This window comes from Synechococcus sp. EJ6-Ellesmere (assembly GCF_024345875.1).
Lineage (GTDB): Bacteria > Cyanobacteriota > Cyanobacteriia > PCC-6307 > Cyanobiaceae > Regnicoccus_A > Regnicoccus_A antarcticus.
Genome location: NZ_JAGQBY010000005.1, coordinates 17,844 through 38,506 on the forward strand (window position 1 = coordinate 17,844; position 20,663 = coordinate 38,506).

18 protein-coding genes and 1 pseudogene are annotated in these 20,663 nt (G+C 67.1%); 12 read left to right on the forward strand and 7 right to left on the reverse strand.

Annotated features, from left to right (window positions below):
* Window positions 1-64: 64 nt before the first annotated feature.
* Entirely contained in the window at window positions 65-379 is a 315-nt protein-coding gene (locus KBY78_RS01045) for a P-II family nitrogen regulator (protein WP_255141961.1), read from the reverse strand.
* Between the two features lie 35 nt (window positions 380-414).
* A complete protein-coding gene (locus tag KBY78_RS01050) occupies window positions 415-1,410 on the reverse strand; it encodes a sodium-dependent bicarbonate transport family permease (RefSeq protein ID WP_255141962.1) in 996 nt (331 codons plus the stop codon).
* Window positions 1,411-2,180: 770 nt separating this feature from the next.
* Between KBY78_RS01050 and KBY78_RS01055 the strand changes: the two genes are divergently transcribed.
* From KBY78_RS01055 to KBY78_RS01095, 8 genes and pseudogenes are all read left to right on the forward strand, one after another.
* Complete coding sequence (locus tag KBY78_RS01055) at window positions 2,181-3,920, forward strand: diflavin flavoprotein (protein WP_255141963.1); 1,740 nt, start codon at window positions 2,181-2,183, stop codon at window positions 3,918-3,920.
* Between the two features lie 31 nt (window positions 3,921-3,951).
* Entirely contained in the window at window positions 3,952-6,036 is a 2,085-nt protein-coding gene (locus KBY78_RS01060; protein WP_255141964.1) for an acyltransferase family protein, read from the forward strand.
* A pseudogene (locus tag KBY78_RS01065) lies at window positions 6,033-7,841 on the forward strand (diflavin flavoprotein). The gene KBY78_RS01060 and the pseudogene KBY78_RS01065 overlap by 4 nt, the downstream one beginning before the upstream one ends.
* 73 nt (window positions 7,842-7,914) lie before the next feature.
* Window positions 7,915-8,628, forward strand: a complete 714-nt coding sequence (locus tag KBY78_RS16225; protein ID WP_315856619.1) for a rubrerythrin family protein — start codon at window positions 7,915-7,917, stop codon at window positions 8,626-8,628.
* A 71-nt stretch (window positions 8,629-8,699) separates the two neighbouring features.
* On the forward strand, window positions 8,700-9,761 hold the full coding sequence (locus tag KBY78_RS01080; protein ID WP_255141965.1) for an alkene reductase: 1,062 nt from the start codon (window positions 8,700-8,702) through the stop codon (window positions 9,759-9,761).
* Window positions 9,758-10,480: a pirin-like bicupin family protein gene (locus KBY78_RS01085; RefSeq protein ID WP_255141966.1), complete on the forward strand. Its 723-nt coding sequence runs from the start codon at window positions 9,758-9,760 to the stop codon at window positions 10,478-10,480. The genes KBY78_RS01080 and KBY78_RS01085 overlap by 4 nt, the downstream gene beginning before the upstream one ends.
* Window positions 10,477-11,028 (forward strand): DUF924 family protein, encoded by a 552-nt coding sequence (locus KBY78_RS01090; protein WP_255141967.1) that lies wholly within the window; start codon window positions 10,477-10,479, stop codon window positions 11,026-11,028. Before KBY78_RS01085 ends, KBY78_RS01090 begins: the two co-directional genes overlap by 4 nt.
* A 127-nt stretch (window positions 11,029-11,155) precedes the next feature.
* Window positions 11,156-11,383, forward strand: a complete 228-nt coding sequence (locus KBY78_RS01095; RefSeq protein WP_197167596.1) for a hypothetical protein — start codon at window positions 11,156-11,158, stop codon at window positions 11,381-11,383.
* A gap of 19 nt (window positions 11,384-11,402) precedes the next feature.
* Here KBY78_RS01095 and KBY78_RS01100 read toward each other — a convergent pair whose 3' ends face one another.
* From KBY78_RS01100 to KBY78_RS01115, 4 genes are all read right to left on the reverse strand, one after another.
* Window positions 11,403-11,717: a hypothetical protein gene (locus KBY78_RS01100; RefSeq protein WP_006172564.1), complete on the reverse strand. Its 315-nt coding sequence runs from the start codon at window positions 11,715-11,717 to the stop codon at window positions 11,403-11,405.
* Window positions 11,718-11,857: 140 nt separating this feature from the next.
* Complete coding sequence (gene gcvP / locus KBY78_RS01105; protein WP_255141969.1) at window positions 11,858-14,884, reverse strand: aminomethyl-transferring glycine dehydrogenase; 3,027 nt, start codon at window positions 14,882-14,884, stop codon at window positions 11,858-11,860.
* 56 nt (window positions 14,885-14,940) lie between these two features.
* Entirely contained in the window at window positions 14,941-15,330 is a 390-nt protein-coding gene (gene gcvH, locus KBY78_RS01110; protein WP_255141970.1) for a glycine cleavage system protein GcvH, read from the reverse strand.
* Between the two features lie 52 nt (window positions 15,331-15,382).
* A complete protein-coding gene (locus KBY78_RS01115) occupies window positions 15,383-16,657 on the reverse strand; it encodes a methionine gamma-lyase family protein (RefSeq protein ID WP_255141971.1) in 1,275 nt (424 codons plus the stop codon).
* Window positions 16,658-16,916: 259 nt separating this feature from the next.
* On the opposite strand from KBY78_RS01115, the gene KBY78_RS01120 reads away from it, so the two are divergent.
* A complete protein-coding gene (locus KBY78_RS01120; protein WP_399215076.1) occupies window positions 16,917-17,840 on the forward strand; it encodes an acyl-CoA desaturase in 924 nt (307 codons plus the stop codon).
* On the opposite strand, the gene KBY78_RS01125 is transcribed toward KBY78_RS01120, so the two are convergent.
* Window positions 17,810-18,571 (reverse strand): hypothetical protein, encoded by a 762-nt coding sequence (locus KBY78_RS01125; RefSeq protein WP_006172569.1) that lies wholly within the window; start codon window positions 18,569-18,571, stop codon window positions 17,810-17,812. The two genes, KBY78_RS01120 and KBY78_RS01125, sit on opposite strands and share 31 nt — an antisense overlap.
* Before the next feature lie 55 nt (window positions 18,572-18,626).
* On the opposite strand from KBY78_RS01125, the gene KBY78_RS01130 reads away from it, so the two are divergent.
* The 3 genes from KBY78_RS01130 to KBY78_RS01140 form a co-directional block, all read left to right on the forward strand.
* Window positions 18,627-19,634: a fatty acid desaturase gene (locus tag KBY78_RS01130; RefSeq protein ID WP_255141973.1), complete on the forward strand. Its 1,008-nt coding sequence runs from the start codon at window positions 18,627-18,629 to the stop codon at window positions 19,632-19,634.
* 81 nt (window positions 19,635-19,715) lie between these two features.
* Window positions 19,716-20,174: a 50S ribosomal protein L9 gene (gene rplI, locus KBY78_RS01135; RefSeq protein WP_006172571.1), complete on the forward strand. Its 459-nt coding sequence runs from the start codon at window positions 19,716-19,718 to the stop codon at window positions 20,172-20,174.
* Window positions 20,175-20,286: 112 nt separating this feature from the next.
* Window positions 20,287-20,663: DnaB-like helicase N-terminal domain-containing protein (locus KBY78_RS01140; protein ID WP_315856620.1), on the forward strand; the 377-nt coding region annotated here is incomplete at its 3' end.

Consider the following 20,663-nt stretch of genomic DNA (forward strand, 5'->3'; position numbering starts at 1 on the left):
GGCCATGCGCAAGCACACAGCCGAGATGCCTATCGCCAATCTGATCAGATCAACTCTGATCAGATCAGAACTTGTGATCGCGCAGAGCTTCCACCTGGTAGATGTAGGTGATGATCGAGTAGTCCGCGTAAAACTTGGCTGCAATCTCGTTGGTGATCTTGTCGGCCAGCTCGCGGGTGCCTGTGAGCACCTCGATTTTCACATTGGAGAGAGTATGCGAGACGACTGGATCTCCCGTGGAGCGCACATTGCGGCTGCCTTCGCCTCCAGCTGCATTCACGGTGTAACCGGTCGCGCCGGCCGCCTTTATGAGCTTGATGAGTTTCTTGGAGAGGATTTCCTCCCCAACGATCACCAGCTTCCAGACCTGTTGACTCATGATTTTAACTTGCGATTGGTTTTGATTTTAAAAGCTTAACCACCGATCATCTGAGCAATCCCAATGAACAGAGGGATGCAGATGGCGATCGCCACCGGAGTGCCGATGGCCGTGGAGGCGCCGATGTAGGCGGAGGGATTCGCCGAGGGAATGCCAGCGCGAAGGGTCGGCGGGCCGGAGATATCCGAGCTCGACGCGGCGATCACCGCCAGCACGACAGCGCCACCGATGCTGAAGCCCGTGATCTTGTGAATGACAAGGCCAAGACCGAATGCCAGAAAACCATGAAGGATGGGTGCGAAGAAAGCATAGATGGCAAACCACTGGGCAACCTTGCGCAGCTCATTCATGCGCTGGGCGGCCTCCATCCCCATGATGATCATCAGAATCGATAGGAAGCCGCGGAACAGAGGATTGAAGAAGCTCTCATAGACGGGCTCTGGCTTGGTGAGAATGCCAAGGGCCACACCCAGAAGCAGCGACGTGACGGCGGAGCTCTGCACGCTTTCCTTGATGATCGACCAGATCTCGACTTTCTCGGCAGCCTTACCGGTCTTCTTGCTGAGGTAGACGCTGGCCACAACGATCGCCGTCACCAGGGCCGGGATGTCCATGAAGGGATAGAGGGCCGCCGTCCAGGCCTCATAGGGGATCTTGGCGGTATCCAGCTGCGGCAGAACAGCGGCCAGAGTGGAGCCACTCACCGCGCCGAACAGACCACCTGTGGCAACGGCGTCAGGCACGTTGATACCTGGCAGTTTGCCCAGGGTGTAACGACCGATGAACACGATCACGATGCCAAGCGCCACAGCCGCGAGTGCCGGGAGGAAAATCTCGGCGGGGTTGGAATTGCGAATTGCGATGCCACCGGTCAATCCGATCTTCAGCAGCAGGAAGAAAGTGATGAACCGGTAGATGGAATCTGGTATGGCCAGCTGGCTGCCGAATGAGGCGACGACCATGCCTCCGATCAGGAAGCCAAGTGTTGGAGACTGAAGCTGCTTGATGAAAAGTGTGATGAATTCAGACAAGTCAGATCCTCATGTTGTGTTGATGACTTAGGCCGCTGAGAGATCAGGAGTGAGGGCACGCCTTCGGGTCAAGGCTGTAGCCAGATAGACGGAATCCAGCCTTTGCGGATGCCTGAAAATGAGAGGCCCGAAGGGGCGATAAACAGACCTCTCGCTGGGTACTGGCGATAGCTGCGACGATCTTTCGACCAGTTCAAGAACGAGTGCTGACGGCTGCGGCTGCTGCGCGTCATTCATGAGCTGAGACTGTTCGGATGAAAAGTCCAGATCGCGAATAGATTTCAGAAAAGGATCGTGGGTTCTGGGCCGAATGGGAAGGGAGTGGGATAGCAGTTTCAAGGCAGCCGACAAAACTCGAGACGAGTTTCAAGGGAGTCTTGCCTTGATGACCTGAGGATCTGGATGACGGAGCCAAACCGAATCACCAGGAACGACCGAGCGCTCTCAACGGGCAGCCATGTTTGGTAACAATAAAGTCTGAGAGACGGTAATTCCAAAGCGAAGGCGCTGGGTGCGCGCGGCGCAAAGAGTTGCAAATCCCAAAGATAAGCTTGGGTTATCTGATGATTCAGTGAGAGAAGCACTGAATCATCAGCCGCCGCAGCGCCTGCGGGCTCCCTTGACGGCTGGCCTTGGGGCCTGCCCGTGGCCCAAGCCCTGCCTATGCCTGCCATCAGATGGCCGAATCGGCCCAGACAGCCTTGGGCGCCACTGCAGCCAAAGAAATTCCGATGGTGTTTCTAGAGTCGACGCCCTCGCAGACGCCGTCGATGACCGTCGCCACCGCTGCACCACCCCGCCTCTCCCTCCAATCCGCAGAGATCGGAGCCGATACCACCACCATCCGCTCGCTCGACTGGGACCGCAGCCGCTTCGACATCGAGTTCGGCCTGCGCAACGGCACCACTTACAACGCCTTCCTGGTGCGCGGTGAGCGCACCGCCCTGATCGACACCAGTCACCTCAAATTCGCCGACACCTGGCTGCCCCTGCTGGAGGAGCAGATCGATCCGCTGGCCATCGATCACCTGATCGTGTCCCACACCGAGCCCGACCACTCCGGCCTGATCGGCCACCTGCTGGAGCGCAATCCCGAGATCGAGATCGTGGCCTCGAAAGTGGCGATCCAATTTCTCGCCGATCAGGTGCACAGGCCCTTCCGCAGCCGGGCGGTGAAGAGCGGTGAGGAACTCGATCTGGGCGTCAATCCCAGCAGCGGGGTGCAGCACCGTTTCGAGTTTCTGAGCGCCCCCAACCTGCACTGGCCCGACACGATCTTCTCCTTCGATCACGGCACGGGCATCCTCTTCACCTGCGATGCCTTCGGTCTGCATTACTGCGGCGACGACATCTTCGATGTCGATCCCGGCGCCATTGCCCCCGACTTCCGCTTCTATTACGACTGCCTGATGGGCCCCAACGCCCGCAGCGTGCTGCAAGCCCTCAAGCGCATGGATGCCCTGCCGCCGATCCGGATGATCGCCACCGGCCATGGCCCGCTGCTGCGCGATCACCTCGGCCTCTGGACCGGCGACTACCGCGACTGGAGCAGCCAGCGCAGCGCCGGCGAAACCTACGCCGCGGTCTGCTACGTGAGCCAGTACGGCTTCTGTGACCGGCTCAGCCAGGCCATCGCCCGCGGCATCGGCAAGGCCGAGGCCCAGGTGCAGCTGGTGGATCTGCGCGCCACCGACGCCCAGGAACTGGCGGCCCTGGTGGGCGAGGCCAGCGCCGTGGTGGTTCCCACCTGGCCGGCCAAGGCCGATCCGGAGCTGCAGCAGTCGATCGGCACCCTGCTGGCGGCCCTCAAACCCAAGCAATGGGTGGCGGTCTACGACGCCTACGGCGGCAACGACCAGCCGATCGACAGCGTCGCCGCCCAGCTGCGCAGCGTGGGACAGAAAGAGGCCTTTGAGCCGCTGCGCATTCGCCAGGTGCCCGACGGCAACGACTACCAGCGCTGCGAAGAGGCCGGCACCGACTTGGGCCAGCTGCTCACCCGCGCCCGCACGATCGCCGCGATGAAATCGCTCGATGGCGACCTCGACAAGGCCCTCGGGCGCCTCAGCGGCGGGCTTTACATCGTCACCGCCCGCCAGGGGGAGCGCAGCAGCGCCATGGTGGCCAGCTGGGTGAGCCAGGCCAGCTTTGAACCGCCGGGCCTCTCGATCGCCGTGGCCAAGGACCGGGCCATCGAGGCCCTGATGCAGGTGGGCGACCGCTTCGTGCTCAACGTCCTGCGCGAGGACAACCACCAGGAGCTGCTGCGGCACTTCCTCAAGCGCTTCCCGCCCGGGGCCGATCGCTTCTCCGGTGTCTCCACCCTTGATGGGGTGTCCGCGGGCGGTCCGGTGCTGGGGGATGCCCTGGCCTTCCTGGGTTGCCGGGTGGTCCAGCGCATGGAGGGCCCCGACCACTGGATCATCTACGCCGAGGTGGAGGAGGGCACCGTGGCCGACAGTGAAGCCACCACCGCCGTGCACCACCGCAAGGTGGGCAACCATTACTGAGCCAAATCTGCAGCCGCTCCTCACCCACTCCATGGCCAACAGCGCCGCCGGCTCCAGCACCTACCGGCCGGAGATCGATGGGCTGAGAGCGCTGGCGGTCGTCGCGGTGATCATCAATCACTTCGATCAGAGGCTCCTGCCCAGCGGCTACCTCGGCGTCGACATCTTTTTTGTCATCTCCGGCTTCTTCATCACCGCGTCGTTGACACGGGCAGAGGCGCAGCCGCGGCCGAGCGGCTTTCTGCTGGAGTTCTACAGCCGCCGCATCAAGCGCCTGCTGCCGGCCCTGCTGGTCTGCGTCGCCGTGACCAGCCTGTTCATCGCGCTCTTCGATCGCCATTCAGCCGTCTCCCTAACCACCGGGATCACGGCACTGTTCGGCGTGTCCAACATCTATTTGCAGAGCCAGGCGACGGATTACTTCGCCCGATCCACCGAGCTCAACGCCTTCACCCACACCTGGTCGCTGGGGGTGGAGGAGCAGTTCTATCTGCTGTTTCCGCTGGTGATCCTGCTCTACGGCTCCCTCGTCGCTGACCGGCGCAGCTCCAGGTCGCTCATCTGGGTCATCGCCACGCTCAGCGGGGCGTCCCTGCTGGCCTTCATCGCCCTGAGTGAACGGGATCCCTCCGCCGCCTACTTCCTGATGCCGACCCGCTTCTGGGAGCTGGGGGCTGGCGGTCTGCTGGTTCTGCTGCTGGGCTCCACAAGAGGGGCGAGATTCTTCGGGCGGCTCTCGCCCCTGCCGGCCCTGGGCCTGCTGCTGCCGTTGGCGCTGCTGCCTCGGGAGTTTCAAGTGGTGGCAACGATCTCGGTTGTGCTACTGACGACGCTGCTGATCGCCACGCTGCGGCCAGGCAGTCGCCCTCAACTCTGGCTGGCCACGCCCTGGCTGGTGCGGCTCGGCGTCCTGTCGTATTCGCTCTACCTCTGGCACTGGAGTGTGCTGGCCATCAGCCGCAGAACGATCGGCATTCAGTGGTGGACGATTCCGATCCAGATCGCCCTGATCCTGCTGCTCGCCACACTCACCCTGCGCTACATCGAAACCCCTCTGCGCCAGGCCCGCTGGTCGATCGATCAGCGCATCACCCTCGGCCTCGGCCTGCTCGGCGCCGTGCTCACCGCCCTTCCTCTCTGGGCCCTGAGCAGCCCCTTGAGCGGCAGGGCCTATCTGGGCGATCGCACCCTGGTGGATGGCATCCGCGACGGCGGCCCCCTGCAGGTGAGGGGCACGGAGATCAATCCACCGAATTGTGCCTCCGACAGCAAGGACGCGACCGTGCTGGCCAGTGCCGCCTCCTTTGCGGCCTATGCCGAAAGCTGCACGGGCCTCCCCCCTGCTGCGGCCGCTGGCCAGCCACCGCAGCCGGCGGCCCGTCACATCTTTGTGGTGGGTGACAGCCATGCCATGGCCTTATCGCCCCTGGCCGACCGGCTCTTCGCCACAGGCCTCTATGGGATCACGCTCTTCGGCAGGCCCGGATGCCCATTCCCGGCCACCCGCTTTGGCACCACCAACCCCGACTGCAACCGTTTCCTGCAGCTGTCGCAAACCTATCTTCTCGACCAGGCCCGGGCCGGGGATGTGGTGGTGGTGGTGGGCTACTGGCTGAGCTATCTGGGAGATCGCTCCAAGCTCAAGGACACCCGCGACAGCTTTGTGGACTCCAGAGGTGTGCCCCTCAACCGTGGTCCGGCCAAGGCCTCCCAGTATCTCGAGGCCCTCGAGGCCTTCGCCGCCAAAGCCTCAGATCGGGGCCTGCAGACCGTGTTGCTCGGTGCCACCCCACGCAATCCCGATTACGACCTCTGCTTTCAGGAATGGTTCAGCCTGCAGGCGGTGAGGAACTGTGAGCGGCAGGTGGTGCGACAACTCGGCCATGCCCGTGCCATGAATGCCGTTCTCAAATCCAGGCTCTCGCCGCGCATCCGCTTTGTCGATCCCATCCCGATCCTCTGTCCGGGCGAGTGCGACAACGCCTCGCTGTCCTCCTTGCTGAGGGACACGGACCATCTCTCCAGCGTTGCCGTCCTTGCCCTGCAGGACCGCTTCCTCGCCCTGCTCGAACCCTCCCTCGATACCAGCCGTCCCCTCACCCGCCCTCACCCATGACCCGTGACCGCCGCGTCATCCTGCTGCCGATCGAGCCGGGACTGATCTGCCTGCGGGGCCTCAGCCCCAAGCGTCTGCGCTTCGAGGTGGAATACGGCCTGGAGCGGGGCACCACCGCCAATGCGTTTCTGTTCGAGGCCGGCAGCAGCACAGGTGGCGCCCCGATCCCCCCGGTGCTGGTGCATCCGCCGGGGGCCTCGTTTTCGGAGCCGTTCCTGGAGCAGCTCAGTGAGCTGGTGCCCAGCGACGCGGCCCTGAAGGTTGTGGTCGGTCACCTCAACCCCAACCGGGTGACGCTGCTGCGGGAGCTGGCGCTGCGCTGGCCGGCCCTGATGCTGGTGGCCTCCAACGCCGGCGCCAGGCTACTCGATGAGCTTTGGAGCCAGCGCAGGCCCACAGCCGCCGATGCGATCGACGAGCCCCCGCTGCCGCCCCTGCCGCCGATCGATGTGATCAAGCAGGAAGTGAGCCGGGAGCTGGCGAACGGGTACCGGCTCAGCCTGATTCCCACCCGCACCCCCCGCTGGCCCAACGCCCTGGTGGCTTTCTAGGAACGCACCGGTCTTCTGATGAGCGGCAAGTTCTTCGCCGCCCACCTTTGCAGCGAGAGCTGGGCCGAGGCCAACCGCGACAGCACGGAGGAGGATCGCCGCTACTTCTACGACTGCCTGATGGCGCCGATGGCGCGCCAGGTGGAAACAGTGGTCGACCGCCTCGATGAACTGCCGATCCGCACAATCGCGCCGGGCCATGGCCCGGCAATCAGCGAAAGCTGGCGCAGCCTGCTGGCCGACTACCGCCGCTGGGGCGAGAGCCAGGAGAAGGCCCAGCTCTCGGTGGCCCTGCTCTATGCCAGCGCCTACGGCAACACCGCCGCCATCGCTGACGCCCTGGCCCAGGGGGTGGCGCGCACGGGGGTCCGGGTCGAGAGCCTGAACTGTGAATTCGCCCCTCCCGAGCAGCTGCTGCAGACGATCCGGGGCTGCGACGCGCTGATGATCGGCTCCCCCACCCTCGGGGGCCATGCCCCCACGCCGATCGTCTCGGCCCTGGGCACCCTGCTGGCGGAGGGCGACCGCGAGAAGCCGGTGGGCGTGTTCGGCAGCTTCGGCTGGAGTGGCGAGGCCATCGATTTGCTCGAGAGCAAGCTGCGCGACGGCGGCTTCCGCTTCGCCTTCGAGCCGATCCGGGTGAAGTTCAGCCCCGATGGTGCCACCCTCAAACGGCTGGAGGAAACCGGCACGGCCCTGGGGCGAGAGCTTCAACAGCGCCAGAAGCGCCAGAAGCGGGTGGCCGCCGGTGGCCTGAGCGAAAGCCGCAGCAACCCGGCGGTGCTGGCGCTTGGGCGCGTGGTGGGCTCCCTCTGTGTCCTGACCACACGCAAGGGGGAGGGAGAGAACGCCCTGGCGGGAGCAATGGTGGCCAGCTGGGTCAGCCAGGCCAGCTTCAGCCCGCCGGGCTTCACGGTGGCGGTGGCCAGGGACCGCGCCGTTGAGGCCCTGCTGCATGTGGGCGATGCGTTCGCCCTCAACGTGCTGGCCGCCGGGCGGGAAAGCGGGCCGATGAAGCAGTTCCTGCAGCCCTTTCCCCCCGGCGCCGACCGCTTCGCGGGGCTGGAGCTGGAGAGCAGCCCAGGGGGCCAGCCTGTGTTGCCGGAGGCCCTGGCCTGGCTGGAGGCCCGGGTGAGCCAGCGGATGGAGTGCGGGGATCACTGGCTGATCTACGCCGAAGTGAGCCACGGCGCCCTGCTGGATCCCTCCGGCACCACAGCGGTGCACAAGCGGCGCAGCGGGGCCAACTACTGATCCCGCTAACTCATACTCAGTCCGACTTAGTGCTATGATCTAGGGAGGCTGGTCAACCCGCTTCTCTGTGTCCATGGATCTCTCCAACCCCGTCACCAGCGCCAACCTCGAAGCCGCCTTCGGCGGCGAGAGCATGGCCAACCGCAAATACCTCTTCTTCGCCGATGTGGCCAAGAAGCTGGGCAACGCCGAGCTGGCCCGCCTCTTCCGCGACACCGCCAACCAGGAGACCGAGCACGCCTTCGCCCATTTCCGCCTGCTCCATCCCGAGCTGGTGGTGGAAGATCCCGCCGCCCTCAGCGACGAGCAGAAGCAGGCGGTGCTCGCCCGCTGCCTGGAACTGGCGATCGAAGGCGAAACCTACGAGTACACCACCATGTATCCGGAGTTCGCCGCCGCCGCCCGCTCCGAACGCGATGCCACGGCAGAAGCCGAGTTCAACGAGCAGATCGCCGAATCGAAGGACCACGCCGGAATCTTCCGCAAGGCCGCCAGCAACTTCGGCTTCCTCACCCCCATCGAGCACCACCATGCCGACCGCTACGGCATCGCCCTGAAGTCTCTAACGGGAGAGGGCAAGGCCGGTGAGGCCAGTGAGCCGCTGCCCGGCCTCTGGATCTGCAAGGTCTGCTCGATGATCTACGACCCCGCCATCGGCGATCCCGACTCCGGCATCGCCGCCGGCACCCCCTTCGAGGCCATCCCCGACGACTGGGAATGCCCGATCTGCGGGGTCCGCAAGGCCAGCTTCGAGCCCTACCGCGAGCCTCAGCTGCTGGCGGCCTGATCCCTGTCCTGACTCGATCGCCGGCTGCTCCCGAGCGCCGCACTCATCTCTGACATCCTCACGTTCCCCCGATGGCCGACCTGTTCACTCCCCTGCGGCTCGGCCCCCTGGAGCTGCCCAACCGGGTACTGATGGCGCCCCTCACCCGTTCACGGGCCGAGGTGGGCCATGTGCCCGGCCCGCTGATGGCGGAGTACTACGCCCAGCGGGCTTCGGCTGGGCTGATCATCGCCGAGGCCACGATGGTGATGGAGGGGGAGTCGTCGTTCATCCGTGAGCCGGGCATCCATTCCCAAGCCCAGGTCGACGGCTGGACGCTCACCACCGACGCGGTTCACGCGGCGGGAGGCCGCATCGTGCTGCAGCTCTGGCACGGGGGACGGGCCTGCCACCCGCTCCTCAACGGCGGCCGGCAGCCGGTGGCCCCCAGCCCGATCGCCATCAGCGGCGATGAGATCCACACCCCAGAGGGCAAGAAGCCCTACGTGGTGCCGCGGGAGCTGGCCGACGCTGAGCTGCCCGCCATCGTGGCAGGGTTCCGCCAGGCTGCCCGCAACGCCATCGCCGCCGGTTTCGACGGTGTGGAGGTGCATGGCGCCAACGGCTATCTGCTCGATGAATTCCTGCGCGACGGGAGCAACCGCCGCGCTGGCCCCTATGGCGGTCCGATCGAGAACCGGGCCCGCCTGGTGCTCGAGGTGATCGAGGCGGTGCGCCAGGAAGCGGAGCTGGTGGGACTGCGGATCTCGCCGCTCAACAGCTACAACGCCATGGTCGATTCCGATCCGGTCGGCCTCACCCGCTGGCTGGCGGAGCGGCTCAATAGCTGCGGTCTGGAGTATCTCCATGTGATGCGCGGCGATCTCCTCGGCCAGCAGCATGGGGATTTGCTCACGCCGGTGCGTGAACACTTCAACGGCACCCTGATCGCCAACATGGGGTACGACGGCAGCGAGGCCACAGCAGCCATCGCCGCCGGCGCCATCGACGCGGTGGCCTTCGGCACGGCCTTCCTGGCCAACCCCGATCTGCCCGAGCGCCTGCGGTGTGGGGCCCCGCTCAACAGCCCCGACCCCGCCACCTTCTACACCCCGGGCCCCGCGGGGTACACCGACTACCCCGCCCTGCCATGACCACCACCCCACGCACCGAAACCCTGCTGCGCCCGGCGGCCGAGCGCTTCCATGGCCGGCTCGACTGGCTGGAGAGCTGGCACACCTTCAGCTTCGGCCACCACTACGACCCTGCCTGGATGGGCTACGGCCCCCTGCGGGTGATCAACGAGGACACCATCGCCCCGGGCCGTGGTTTCGGGATGCATCCCCACAGCGACATGGAGATCATCACGGTGATGGTGGAGGGGGAGCTCAGCCACCGCGATTCGATGGGCCATGGCGCCGTGCTGAGGGTGGGGGAGGTGCAGCGCATGAGCGCCGGCACCGGGGTGGTCCACAGCGAGATCAATGAATCGGGCAGCCCCTGCCGGCTGCTGCAGATCTGGATCGAGCCCAGCAGCCGCGGCATCAAGCCGGCCTATGAGCAGAAGGCCTTCAGCTTCGGCGACGACTGGACCCTGCTGCTTGATCCCCAGCAGACTCAGGGCGCCATGGCGATCCACCGGCCGGTGCGGCTGTGGCGGGCCCAGCCCGGCGAAGGCGTCAGACTGGAGCTTCCTCTGGCGGCGGGGCGCCAGGCCTGGCTGCAGCTGATCGATGGTGCCGTGGATCTGAGCGGTCCGGATGGGACCCAGCGCCTGGGGACCGGTGATGGCCTCGGCTTCCTGGCCGTGGGATCAGGGAAGCTCACCGCCAGGGCTGCCGGCACCGATCTGTTGCTGTTCGAGCTGGCATGAGCGATCCTGCCGCCGGCGATCTGCTGCACTTCTGGTTCGAGGAGTGCCAGCCGGTCCAGTGGTTCCGCAAGGATCCCGACTTCGATCAGCAGGTGCGCGAGCGCTTCGGGGTGCTCTGCGAGCGGGCCGTGGCCGGGCAGTTGCAACAGTGGGCAGAAGAGCCGGACTCAGCGCTGGCGCTGGTGCTGCTGCTCGACCAGCTGCCGAGACAGCTCTGGCGCGGGACGCCCGAGGCTTTCGCCGGGGATGCCGCGGCCCTGGAGCTGAGCCTGCGGGCCCTCGCCATGGGCTGGATCGAAGCCGAACCCCAGCGCGAGCGGCGCCAGTTCTGGCTGATGCCCCTGATGCACAGCGAGGACCTGGCGATCCAGGAGCAGGGGCTCAAGCTGTTCGAGCGCTTCTGTGATGCCGAAACCACAGCGTTTGCCGGCCGCCACCGGGATGTGATCGCCCGTTTCGGGCGCTTCCCCCACCGCAACGAAGTCCTTGGGCGCAGCTCCAGCACCGAGGAACTGGCGTTTCTGAAGCAACCGGGCTCCCGCTTCTGAAGGCTCCACCGCTCCACCGGCAATTCATGACAAATCATGACCGTTTTTCGGAAAGGCAGCCTGTGATGCTGCGCCTGATCAGCCCTGCCCCTGCAATGGATTCCGACGTTCCATCGCGCGCCTGGTCATGGCGACCCACGATCCCTACGCCCCTGCCCTGCGCGTGGTCCCCGACCTGGAACCCAAGCGCTGGATCGTTCGCTACCGCGGCTTCGTGCTGATGCCCCAGGCCGATCTCACCTGGCTGGTGCGGCCTGAGCGCAGCCCGATGCCGGTGCTGCCGTTCCGCACCCCTGCCAGCTCTCTGGCGGACGTGAAGGCCCTGGTCGACTGGCGCCTCACCCGGGCTGCCTGAGCAGAGCCCCCTGAGGGGCTCAGGCCGCCTGCGGCGGCGTGGGGGTGGGGCCGCCGGCAGCCTGGAACGTCAGCACCACGGTGGCCCAGCGCTCCGGGCGCTCGCTGCGATGGCGCTTGGCCTGACGCACCCCGAAAGGAACCCGCAACACATTGGTGCCCTCTTCGCGGAAGATCTCTCCCCTGTCATGGGAATGGACGAGGGCGGTGGACACGGCCGGCAGGGACGGACCCGGCTTGGACGGCGAACCCGGCTGGCTGGCCGCCTGGGCATCAGCCCTCACCAGGCGACGAATGGCCGCAGGACCGGAAGTGTCGTCGTTGTTGCCGTTCATGGATGGGTCGGCGTGGCCTATGGGCGGATCGAAAGGGACAGCGGAACCGGAACTACCGGCCGCATTTCTCACAGATCATTGAAAAGAAGCAACCCCTGGATTCAAAAGAAAACCTGTGGATTGATCAACTTGGCGGGATCTTAACGCCCATGGCCAGCCAGGGCTGGTGCCGTGGCTACCCCTTCCGGGACCGACCCCAGGGACACCGCCGCCAGCTCCTCCACCGATGGGCAAGTGCAGACCAGATTCCTGTCGCCGTAGGCGTTGTCGATGCGGGCCACCGCCGGCCAGAACTTGGTGGCGTACTGGCCCTCCCCGGCGGGGAAAGCAGCCTGCTGCCGGCTGTAGGGACGGCCCCAGTCATCGGCGGTGACGGCCGCCAGGGTGTGGGGCGCACGCTTGAGCGGGTTGTCGAGGGGGTCCACCTGGCCGGCCTCGATCGCCGCAGCTTCGGCTCGGATCGCGATCAGGGCCTCGCAGAAGCGATCGATCTCCGCGAGCGATTCGCTCTCCGTGGGCTCCACCATCACGGTGCCGGCCACGGGCCAGCTCACGGTGGGGGCATGGAAGCCATAGTCCATCAGGCGCTTGGCCAGATCATCCACCTCCAGGCCGGCGCTGCGCTTGAGCGGACGCAGATCGAGGATGCACTCATGGGCCACCCGCCCGCCCGGTCCGCGGAAGAGCACGGGGTAATGGGGCTCCAGGCGCTCGGCGATCACGTTCGCCGCTAACAGGGCCACGGCGCTCGCCCTGCGCAGGCCGGCGCCACCCATCATGCGGATGTACATCCAGCTGATCGGCAAGATGCCGGCGCTGCCCCAGCGAGCAGCCGCCACCGCGCCGATGCCCTGGACCTGACCGGGCAGGAACGGCACCAGATGAGCGGCCACCCCGATGGGCCCCACCCCGGGACCGCCGCCCCCGTGAGGGATGCAGAAGGTCTTGTGCAGGTTGAGGTGGCACACATCGGCGCCGTAGAGGCCCGGCTTGGCCAGGCCCACCTGGGCGTTGAGGTTGGCCCCGTCGAGATACACCTGACCTCCATGGCGATGGATCACGTCGCAGAGTCGGCGGATGCCGGGCTCGAACACCCCGTGGGTGGAGGGGTAGGTGACCATCACCCCCGCCAGGGAGGCGGCGTGGGTCTGGGCCTTGGCCTCCAGATCCTCCAGGTCGATGTTGCCCTTGGCGTCACAGGCCACGGGCACCACCCGCAGACCCGCCATCACCGCGCTAGCCGGGTTGGTGCCATGGGCGCTGGTGGGGATCAGGCAGATGTCGCGGTGACCGTCGCCACGGCTGCGGTGCCAGGCGCGGATCACCAGCAGGCCCGCGTATTCCCCCTGGGAGCCGGCATTGGGCTGCAGCGACACACCGGCGAAACCGGTGATCGCCGCCAGCCAGCTCTCCAGATCAGCGATCAGACGGGCATACCCCCGGGCCTGGGAGGGCGGCGCCATGGGATGCAGGTCGGCGAACTCACTCCAGCTCACCGGAGCCAGCTCGGCGGCGGCGTTGAGCTTCATCGTGCAGCTCCCCAGCGGGATCATCCCGTGAACCAGGGAGAGATCGCGGGAAGCCAGGCGCTGGATGTAACGCAGCAGCTCAGATTCGCTGCGGTAGCGCTGGAAGGCCTCCTGCCGCAACCAGGGGCACTCGCGCAGGGGCAACCCCGCCAGCAGCTCCTGATCATCAGGCAACTCGGCCAGCAGGGCGGCGGTTGAGGGCACCTCGGCGCAAGCGGCGCCCGCGGCGAACAGCGCCAGCAACTGGTCGAGCTCGGCGGCATCGCTGCGCTCATCGAGGCTGAGGGCCACCCCCTCCAGCGGCCCGCCTGGAGCCATGAGCGGCCGGAGGTTGAAGCCGGCCACCTCCGCCCGCTCCAACAGCGCGGCGGCCTCGGCCGTGAGCACGCTGAGGGTGCCGAAAGAGGGGCCGGGCTCGAGCTGGAAGCCGAGGCGGGTGAGCCCCAGGGCCAGGGCAGCGCGCAGGCGCAAAACCCGCCGGGCAATGGCGCTGAGCCCCTCAGGCCCGTGGTGCACGGCATAAAAACCGGCCATCACCGCCAGCAGCACCTGGGCGGTGCAGATGTTGCTGGTGGCCTTGTCGCGGCGGATGTGCTGCTCGCGGGTCTGCAGGGCCAGGCGCAGGGCCGGGCGGCCTTCGGCATCGAGCGAGCGACCCACCAGGCGGCCAGGGATCTGACGCTTGTGGGCCTCGGTGGTGGCGAAGAAGGCGGCGTGGGGTCCACCGAAGCCCAGGGGCACCCCGAAGCGCTGGCTGCTGCCGATGGCGATGTCGGCACCGAGGGCGCCCACAGGGGCCAACAACACCTGGGCCAGGGGATCGATCGCCACGGTGACCATGGCGCCAACCTGGTGGGCCGCCGCGATCACGGCGCTGGGATCGAGCAGGCGGCCACGGCTGCCAGGCAGTTGCAGCAGCACCCCGAAGACATCGGAGCCGAAGAACTGATCGCCAGAAGCGGCCGTGGCCGCGCTGCTGCTGGTTGCAGAAGCCCTGGCTGGATCGAAGGTCTCGATCAAGATCCCCAGGGGCTCGGCCCGGGTGCGCAGCACCTCCAGGGTCTGGGGAAACACCTGCTCATCCACAAGGAAACGGCGGGCCTCGCTCCGGCGGCAGGCGCCGGCGCTGAGCGACATCGCCTCGGCCGCCGCGGTGGCCTCATCCAGCAGCGAGGCGTTGGCGATCGGCAGGGCCGTGAGCTCGCTGATCAGGGTCTGGAAATTGAGCAGGGCCTCCAGCCGTCCCTGGGCGATCTCCGCCTGGTAGGGGGTGTAGGCGGTGTACCAGCAGGGGTTCTCCAGCACATGGCGCTGGATCAGGGCCGGGGTGGCGGTGCCGTAGTACCCCAGGCCGATCAGGCTGCGACGCACCTGGTTGAGGGAAGCGATCCGGCGCAGTTCCGCCAGGGCCTGGGCTTCCCCGACGCCCGCGGGCAGATCCTGCTCGGCGGCGCTGGCTGGAATCAGGATGTCAGCGGGAACGACTTCAGCCACGAAGCCCTCCAGATCGGTGCAGCCCACTCGCTCCAGCATCCGGGCCTGCTCAGCGGCGGATGGGCCCAGATGGCGTTGCAGGAAAGGGGAGAATTCCCGGGGGGCGCCGGCCACGGCGCTGTCGCTGCTGCTCTCGACGCTCACGCCACCGGTCCGGCTTAAGGCTGGATCCTAGGGACTTCGCCCTGGCAAGCCAGCGCTCACGAGCCCTCCAGCTTGGCTCGGTAGCTGGCGGGCTCCAGCAGGTCGTCGAGCTGGGCGGGATCGCTGGGGCGCATCAGCAGCAACCACCCCTCCCCATAGGGATCGTTCTGCAGTTCCTCGGGGCTGGAGAGCACCGCCTCGTTGCGCAGCTCCACAGTGCCGCTGATCGGGGCGTACATCTCCTCGACGGCCTTGACCGATTCCACCGTGCCGAAACTGCTGCCGCGCTCCAGATGAGTGCCGGTTTCGGGCAGTTCCACAAAGACGATGTCGCCGAGCTGGTCGACGGCGAAGGCACTCACCCCCACCCTCACCAGCTCCCCCTCCGGGCGCACGTATTCATGGCTGTCGGCGTAGCGGCAGTCGTCGGGGACCTGGAGGGCCATCGCGGACCGAAAGACGGTTGGGTCCAGTGTGGCTCCCGGGGGGCCGCCGTGCTCAGGAGCATCCTCCGGGACCGAGGGCCGCCAGAGCCCGCTCCAGCGCCAGGGCCACGTGGCTGCGGTGGGTGCCGCCCTGACTGAAGAGCACGTAGGGCTCGCGCAGGGGGCCGTCAGCAGAGAACTCGCTGGTGCTGCCGTCGATGAAGCTGCCGCCGGCCATCACCAGCTCGCTGGCGTAACCGGGCATCGATGCCGGCACCGGATCGAGATAGCTCCCCACCGGCGAGCACGACTGGAAGGCCCGGCACACCTGGATCAGGGGCTCGGGGGCACCGAAGCGCACCGCCTGGATCAGGTCGCTGCGGTGCTCACCCACCCTTGGTTGGACGGCGTAGTCCAGGTCACTGAACACCGCGGCGGTGAGTTCGGCACCGATCAGGGCTTCCGACACCATCTGGGGCGCCAGGAACAGCCCCTGGAACAGCAGGCGATAGAGATCGAAACCGGTGCCGCCCTCGCTGCCGATGCCTGGCGCCGTGAGCCGGCAGCAGGCCTGCTCCACCAGCTCGGCGCGGCCGGCCACGTAACCGCCGGTGGGGGCGATGGTGCCGCCGAGATTCTTGATCAGCGAGCCGGCGATCAGGTCGGCTCCCACCGCCGGCGGCTCGAGGGGCTCGACGAATTCGCCATAGCAGTTATCGACGAAGCGGATGCAGCCGGGCTGAAGGGCCTCCACCCGCTCGCAGAGACGGGCGATCGACCCCACACTCAGGGAGGGCCGCCAGCTATAGCCGCAGCTGCGCTGAATCAGCACCATGCGCGTGGGCAACGCCAGGGCCGCAGCCAGGCCGTCCTCATCCACCGCGCCGGCGGCCGTGAGCGGCAGCTCGTCGTAATCAATGCCGAATTCGGCCAGGGAGCCCTGACCACGGCCGCGCAGACCGATCACCTCTTCGAGGGTGTCGTAGGGGCGGCCGGTGAGGGCGAGCAGGCGATCACCAGGGCGCAACACACCGAACAGGGCGGCGGCGATGGCGTGGGTGCCGCTGACGAACTGCAGGCGCACGGCAGCAGCTTCGGCCCCGAGAACCCGCGCGAAGACCCGATCGAGCACCTCCCGGCCCAGATCGCCGTGGCCATAGCCACTGACGGAGGCGAAGTGGTGGGTGCCGAGCCGCTCGGCCGCAAAGGCGTCGAGGACCCGCGCCAGTGCCGGCTGGACGGCAGCGGTGCGTGCCGCGGCCACCGGAGCGATCCGCTCGGCGGCGGCGGCCACCCGATCCCGGGCCCAGCCGGTGTGGGGCCCAGCGCTCGTTGCCGTTGTCGTCATGGCCTGAAACCGGCTCACGGCGCCATGCTGCCTTGGGGCTTCCATCACGCCGCTAGATTTCACCGCGATGCATCGGCTACATATCAGCCGGCATCCCAGGTCAGGGTCGCACCTCAGCCTGATGGGTTCCCTGCAACGGGATCGCCCGCCGCAGGGGAGATGACGGACTCAAGCCTGCGCCACCATCGCGAGAGTTCATTTGGTTGCCGCTTCAGATCCAGCATCCGCCTTGCCCCAGATCGGGTCTGCGGGTCAGGCCTTGCGGGGCCACGCCGCCGAGCATCAGGACGCCGCCGTCCGCGCCTCAGTGAGCGGACGCCGTCAGCCACTTCCCCCCAGCCAACGCAAGTACAAGTTCGGCACCACCAGCTTCATGCTGGCGATCCACGTGGGGGCCGTCTTCGCCCTGTTGCCGCGCTTCTGGAGCTGGCAGGCGGTGGTGGTGCTGGCGGCCCTCTACTGGACCACGGTGCTGGGCGTGACCCTGGGGCTGCACCGCCTGCTGGCTCACCGCAGCTTCGTGGCGCCGAAATGGCTCGAGCGCACCCTGGTGCTGATGGGCAGCCTGGCCTGCCAGAGCGGCCCGATCGAGTGGGTGGGGCTGCACCGCCACCATCACAAGTATTCCGACCAGCCCAACGACCACCACGATGCCGGCCGCGGCCTGTGGTGGAGTCACAGCGACTGGATGCTGCACGACATTCCGGCGGTGCGCCAGATGGCTCGCTTCACCGGCGATCTCCAGCGTGATCCTTTCTACCGCTGGCTCGACCGCTGGTTCCTGCTGCTGCAGGTACCCCTGGGTGCCGCTCTCTGGTGGTACGGCGAGCGGGCCGGCGTACCCGGAGGCGGCCTGGGGCTGGTGCTCTGGGGAATCCCCCTGCGGCTGGCGATCGTTTACCACGTCACCTGGCTGGTGAACAGCGCCACCCACGCCTTCGGCTACCGCAACTTCGACAGCCCCGACCTCTCGCGCAACTGCTGGTGGGTTGCGGTCCTCTCCTTCGGCGAGGGCTGGCACAACAACCACCACGCCCACCCCGCCAGCGCCCGCCATGGCCTGCGCTGGTTCGAGTTCGACATCACCTGGCAGCACATCAAGGTGCTGCGCGCCCTGGGGCTGGCCAAACGGATCCGGGTGGCCCATGTGGGTCAGCCGCTGCCCTCGGCCACCAGCTCCTGACGGATCGCTTCGGCCAGATCCTCCCGGCCCGTCTGCTGCTGCAGGCGGGCTTTTTGGCGCAGCACCTCCAGGAAGCGGTCAGCGCTGATCTCCTGCTCGGCGGCCACTCCCAGCCCCACCAGGGTGCGGTGCAGGTCCATCAGCTCGGCATCGAGCTCGACGGCGCTGTAATCGCGCTGGCCACTCATCACCGCCGCGAAGCGATCCCGACGCTGGGCCTTCGCCGCCGGATAAGCGGCCAGCACCTGGTCACGGCAGAGCCGCCAAGGCCGCCCGGCGCAAAGCAACTCCGCCAGGGCAAAGCTGAGGCCAGCGGCCTCGTCCTCGTCAATGCGCAGATCAAAGGCCCGCGGCGGAGGCACCAGGCCCACAAAGATCTCCAGCAGGTCGCCGGGCCCCAGGGGCACCCCGTCGTCGCTGAGCAGGGGCAGGGCCCCCTGGCCCAGGGCCTCGATCAGGTCAGGGTGGCCGGCCAGGGGAGCGCCGGGGGCACCGGCACCGGCGACCAGCCACTGGTTGATGCGCCCAAGGGCCAGAAACACCTCGGGGCCGGGGGAGGCGAGTTTGCGGTTGCGCAGCATCGAAACCTGGGAATTGTGGATCCGGCCCAGGTCGAGCACCTCGGCCAGGGCCGGCAGCACCCGGTGGGACCAGCCGTTGCGCTCATGCCAGGCTCTGATCAGATACGAAAAAGCTTCGCGCCCTGATTCGATATCTGCTTGATATCCCACCTGATCTGGATTCGTACTGCTACTATTCTAAAAGACCGATCAGGAACCAGTCCCCATGACCGCCACCGTTCGGCGACCCTCCCCCCCGTCGGCCCGCTCCGGGCCTGCGGCAACGCCTGCAGCAACCCGGCCCAGCGGTGTCGCCAGCCTCGCTCCCGCCGCTCTCTCCCTCTCCCGGGCCGAGGCCCTGCACCGCCCACGACGCGGTGAACCCACTCCCTCGGCGCCCAAGGGGACCCGCTGGGCCACGCTCGGTTTCATGGCCGTGGTCCATGCGCTGGCAGTGGTGGCCCTGCTGCCCCGGTTCTGGAGCGTGCCAGCCGTCGCCAGCATGCTGATCCTCTACTGGATCACCGGCTGCCTGGGGGTCACCCTCGGCTATCACCGTCTGCTCGCCCACCGGGCCCTGCGGGTGCCCCAGTGGCTTGAGCGGTTCTTCGCCACCTGCGGCGCCCTGAGCTGCCAGCACGGTCCGATCGACTGGGCCGGACTGCACCGCCACCACCACAAGTTCTCCGACACCGATGCCGACCACCACAACAGCCACAAAGGTTTCTGGTGGAGCCACATGGGCTGGATGTTCGAGGAGATTCCAGCCATGGCCGCGGTGCCCCGCCTCACCGGCGATCTGCAGCGCGACCCCTACTACCGCTGGCTCAACACCAACTTCCTGCTCCTGCAGATCCCTGTGGGCCTGCTCCTGTTCTGGATCGGCACCACCACCGGTGCCGGCGGCTGGGCTCTGGTGCTCTGGGGCATCCCCCTGCGTCTGGTGGTGCTCTACCACTGCACCTGGCTGGTGAACTCCGCCACCCATTGCTGGGGCAGCGTGTCCCACGAAAGCGGCGACGAGTCGCGCAACAACCCCTGGGTTGCTGCGCTCACCTTCGGTGAGGGCTGGCACAACAACCACCATGCCTTCCCCCATTCGGCCCGTCACGGCTTCGGCGCCCGCCAGTTCGACCTCACCTGGCAGCACATCCGCCTGCTGAAGGCCCTGGGCCTGGCCACCCAGGTGCGCCTGCCCTCCGCCGCCGGCAAGGCAACGCGAGCGGTGATCTAGGATCGCTGATCGCTCCAGGATGCGGACCGTCACAGCGGCGGTCCTTGCCCGATCCCTACTTGTTCCCGCCGTTCTGTTTCCATGGCCAAGCGCGTCTCCGTCGTCCTCAGCGAGGACGTTTACAGCCTCGGCAAACAGGGTGACCTGGTGGAAGTGGCTCCTGGTTACGCCCGTAACTTCCTGCTTCCCCAGAGCAAAGCCGTTGCCGTCACGGCCGCCGTGCTGCGCCAGGTGGAGCACCGCCGCGCCAAGGAGGCCGAGCGGCAGGCGGCCCTGAAGCAGGAGGCCGAAGCCTTCCGCACGGCCCTGACCACGATCGGCCGCTTCACCGTCAAGAAACAGACCGGTGGCGACGACGTGCTTTTCGGCACCGTGACCAACGGCGATGTGGCCGAAGCGATCGAAGCGGCCACCAAGAAGGAACTCGACCGCCGCGACATCTCCGTTCCCGAGATCCATCGCACCGGCACTTACAAGGTGCAGGTGAAACTGCACCCCGAGGTCACCGCTGAAATCAACCTGGAAGTGGTCAGCCACTGAGCAGGCTCCATTCAGATTGGTCAGCGTCTGCGCCGGTCCCCTGTGGGCCGGCGTTTTGCTTGGCGGCCACCCAAATCGCCCGTGCTCCCAAGCCCGGACCTAGCCTCAGCCGATGGTGAGTGTTCCCCTGCCAGCCCCTGATGGAGGTCCCGAGTGGGACACCGCTGGAGAGGGGAGCGACCGATCAGCAACGGCCGCCGCCGCCCTGACCCCGGCCTTTCGCCGCCGCGGCCGGGACCAGGATGAGGCCCGCTTCGAGGCCCTGCCCGATCAGGTCCCGCCCCAGAACCTGGAGGCGGAGGAAGCGGTGCTGGGCGGCATCCTGCTCGATCCCGACGCCCTCGGCCGCATTGCCGACGTGCTTCGCCCTGAAGCCTTCTACCTGGGAGCCCACCGCGAGATTTACCGCACCGCCCTGATGCTGCACGGCCAGGGAAAACCCACCGACCTCACGGCCATGGCCGCCTGGCTGGCCGACACCGGCCAGCT

Coding starts and splice junctions, on each gene's coding strand:
- KBY78_RS01085 (WP_255141966.1), top strand. CDS start 9,758: ATGACCACCACCCCACGCACCGAAACCCTGCTGCGCCCGGCGGCCGAG.
- gcvH (WP_255141970.1), bottom strand. CDS start 15,330: ATGGCCCTCCAGGTCCCCGACGACTGCCGCTACGCCGACAGCCATGAA.
- KBY78_RS01115 (WP_255141971.1), bottom strand. CDS start 16,657: ATGACGACAACGGCAACGAGCGCTGGGCCCCACACCGGCTGGGCCCGG.
- KBY78_RS16225 (WP_315856619.1), top strand. CDS start 7,915: ATGGATCTCTCCAACCCCGTCACCAGCGCCAACCTCGAAGCCGCCTTC.
- KBY78_RS01060 (WP_255141964.1), top strand. CDS start 3,952: ATGGCCAACAGCGCCGCCGGCTCCAGCACCTACCGGCCGGAGATCGAT.
- rplI (WP_006172571.1), top strand. CDS start 19,716: ATGGCCAAGCGCGTCTCCGTCGTCCTCAGCGAGGACGTTTACAGCCTC.
- KBY78_RS01045 (WP_255141961.1), bottom strand. CDS start 379: ATGAGTCAACAGGTCTGGAAGCTGGTGATCGTTGGGGAGGAAATCCTC.
- KBY78_RS01080 (WP_255141965.1), top strand. CDS start 8,700: ATGGCCGACCTGTTCACTCCCCTGCGGCTCGGCCCCCTGGAGCTGCCC.
- KBY78_RS01055 (WP_255141963.1), top strand. CDS start 2,181: ATGACCGTCGCCACCGCTGCACCACCCCGCCTCTCCCTCCAATCCGCA.
- KBY78_RS01095 (WP_197167596.1), top strand. CDS start 11,156: ATGGCGACCCACGATCCCTACGCCCCTGCCCTGCGCGTGGTCCCCGAC.
- KBY78_RS01100 (WP_006172564.1), bottom strand. CDS start 11,717: ATGAACGGCAACAACGACGACACTTCCGGTCCTGCGGCCATTCGTCGC.
- KBY78_RS01130 (WP_255141973.1), top strand. CDS start 18,627: ATGACCGCCACCGTTCGGCGACCCTCCCCCCCGTCGGCCCGCTCCGGG.
- KBY78_RS01090 (WP_255141967.1), top strand. CDS start 10,477: ATGAGCGATCCTGCCGCCGGCGATCTGCTGCACTTCTGGTTCGAGGAG.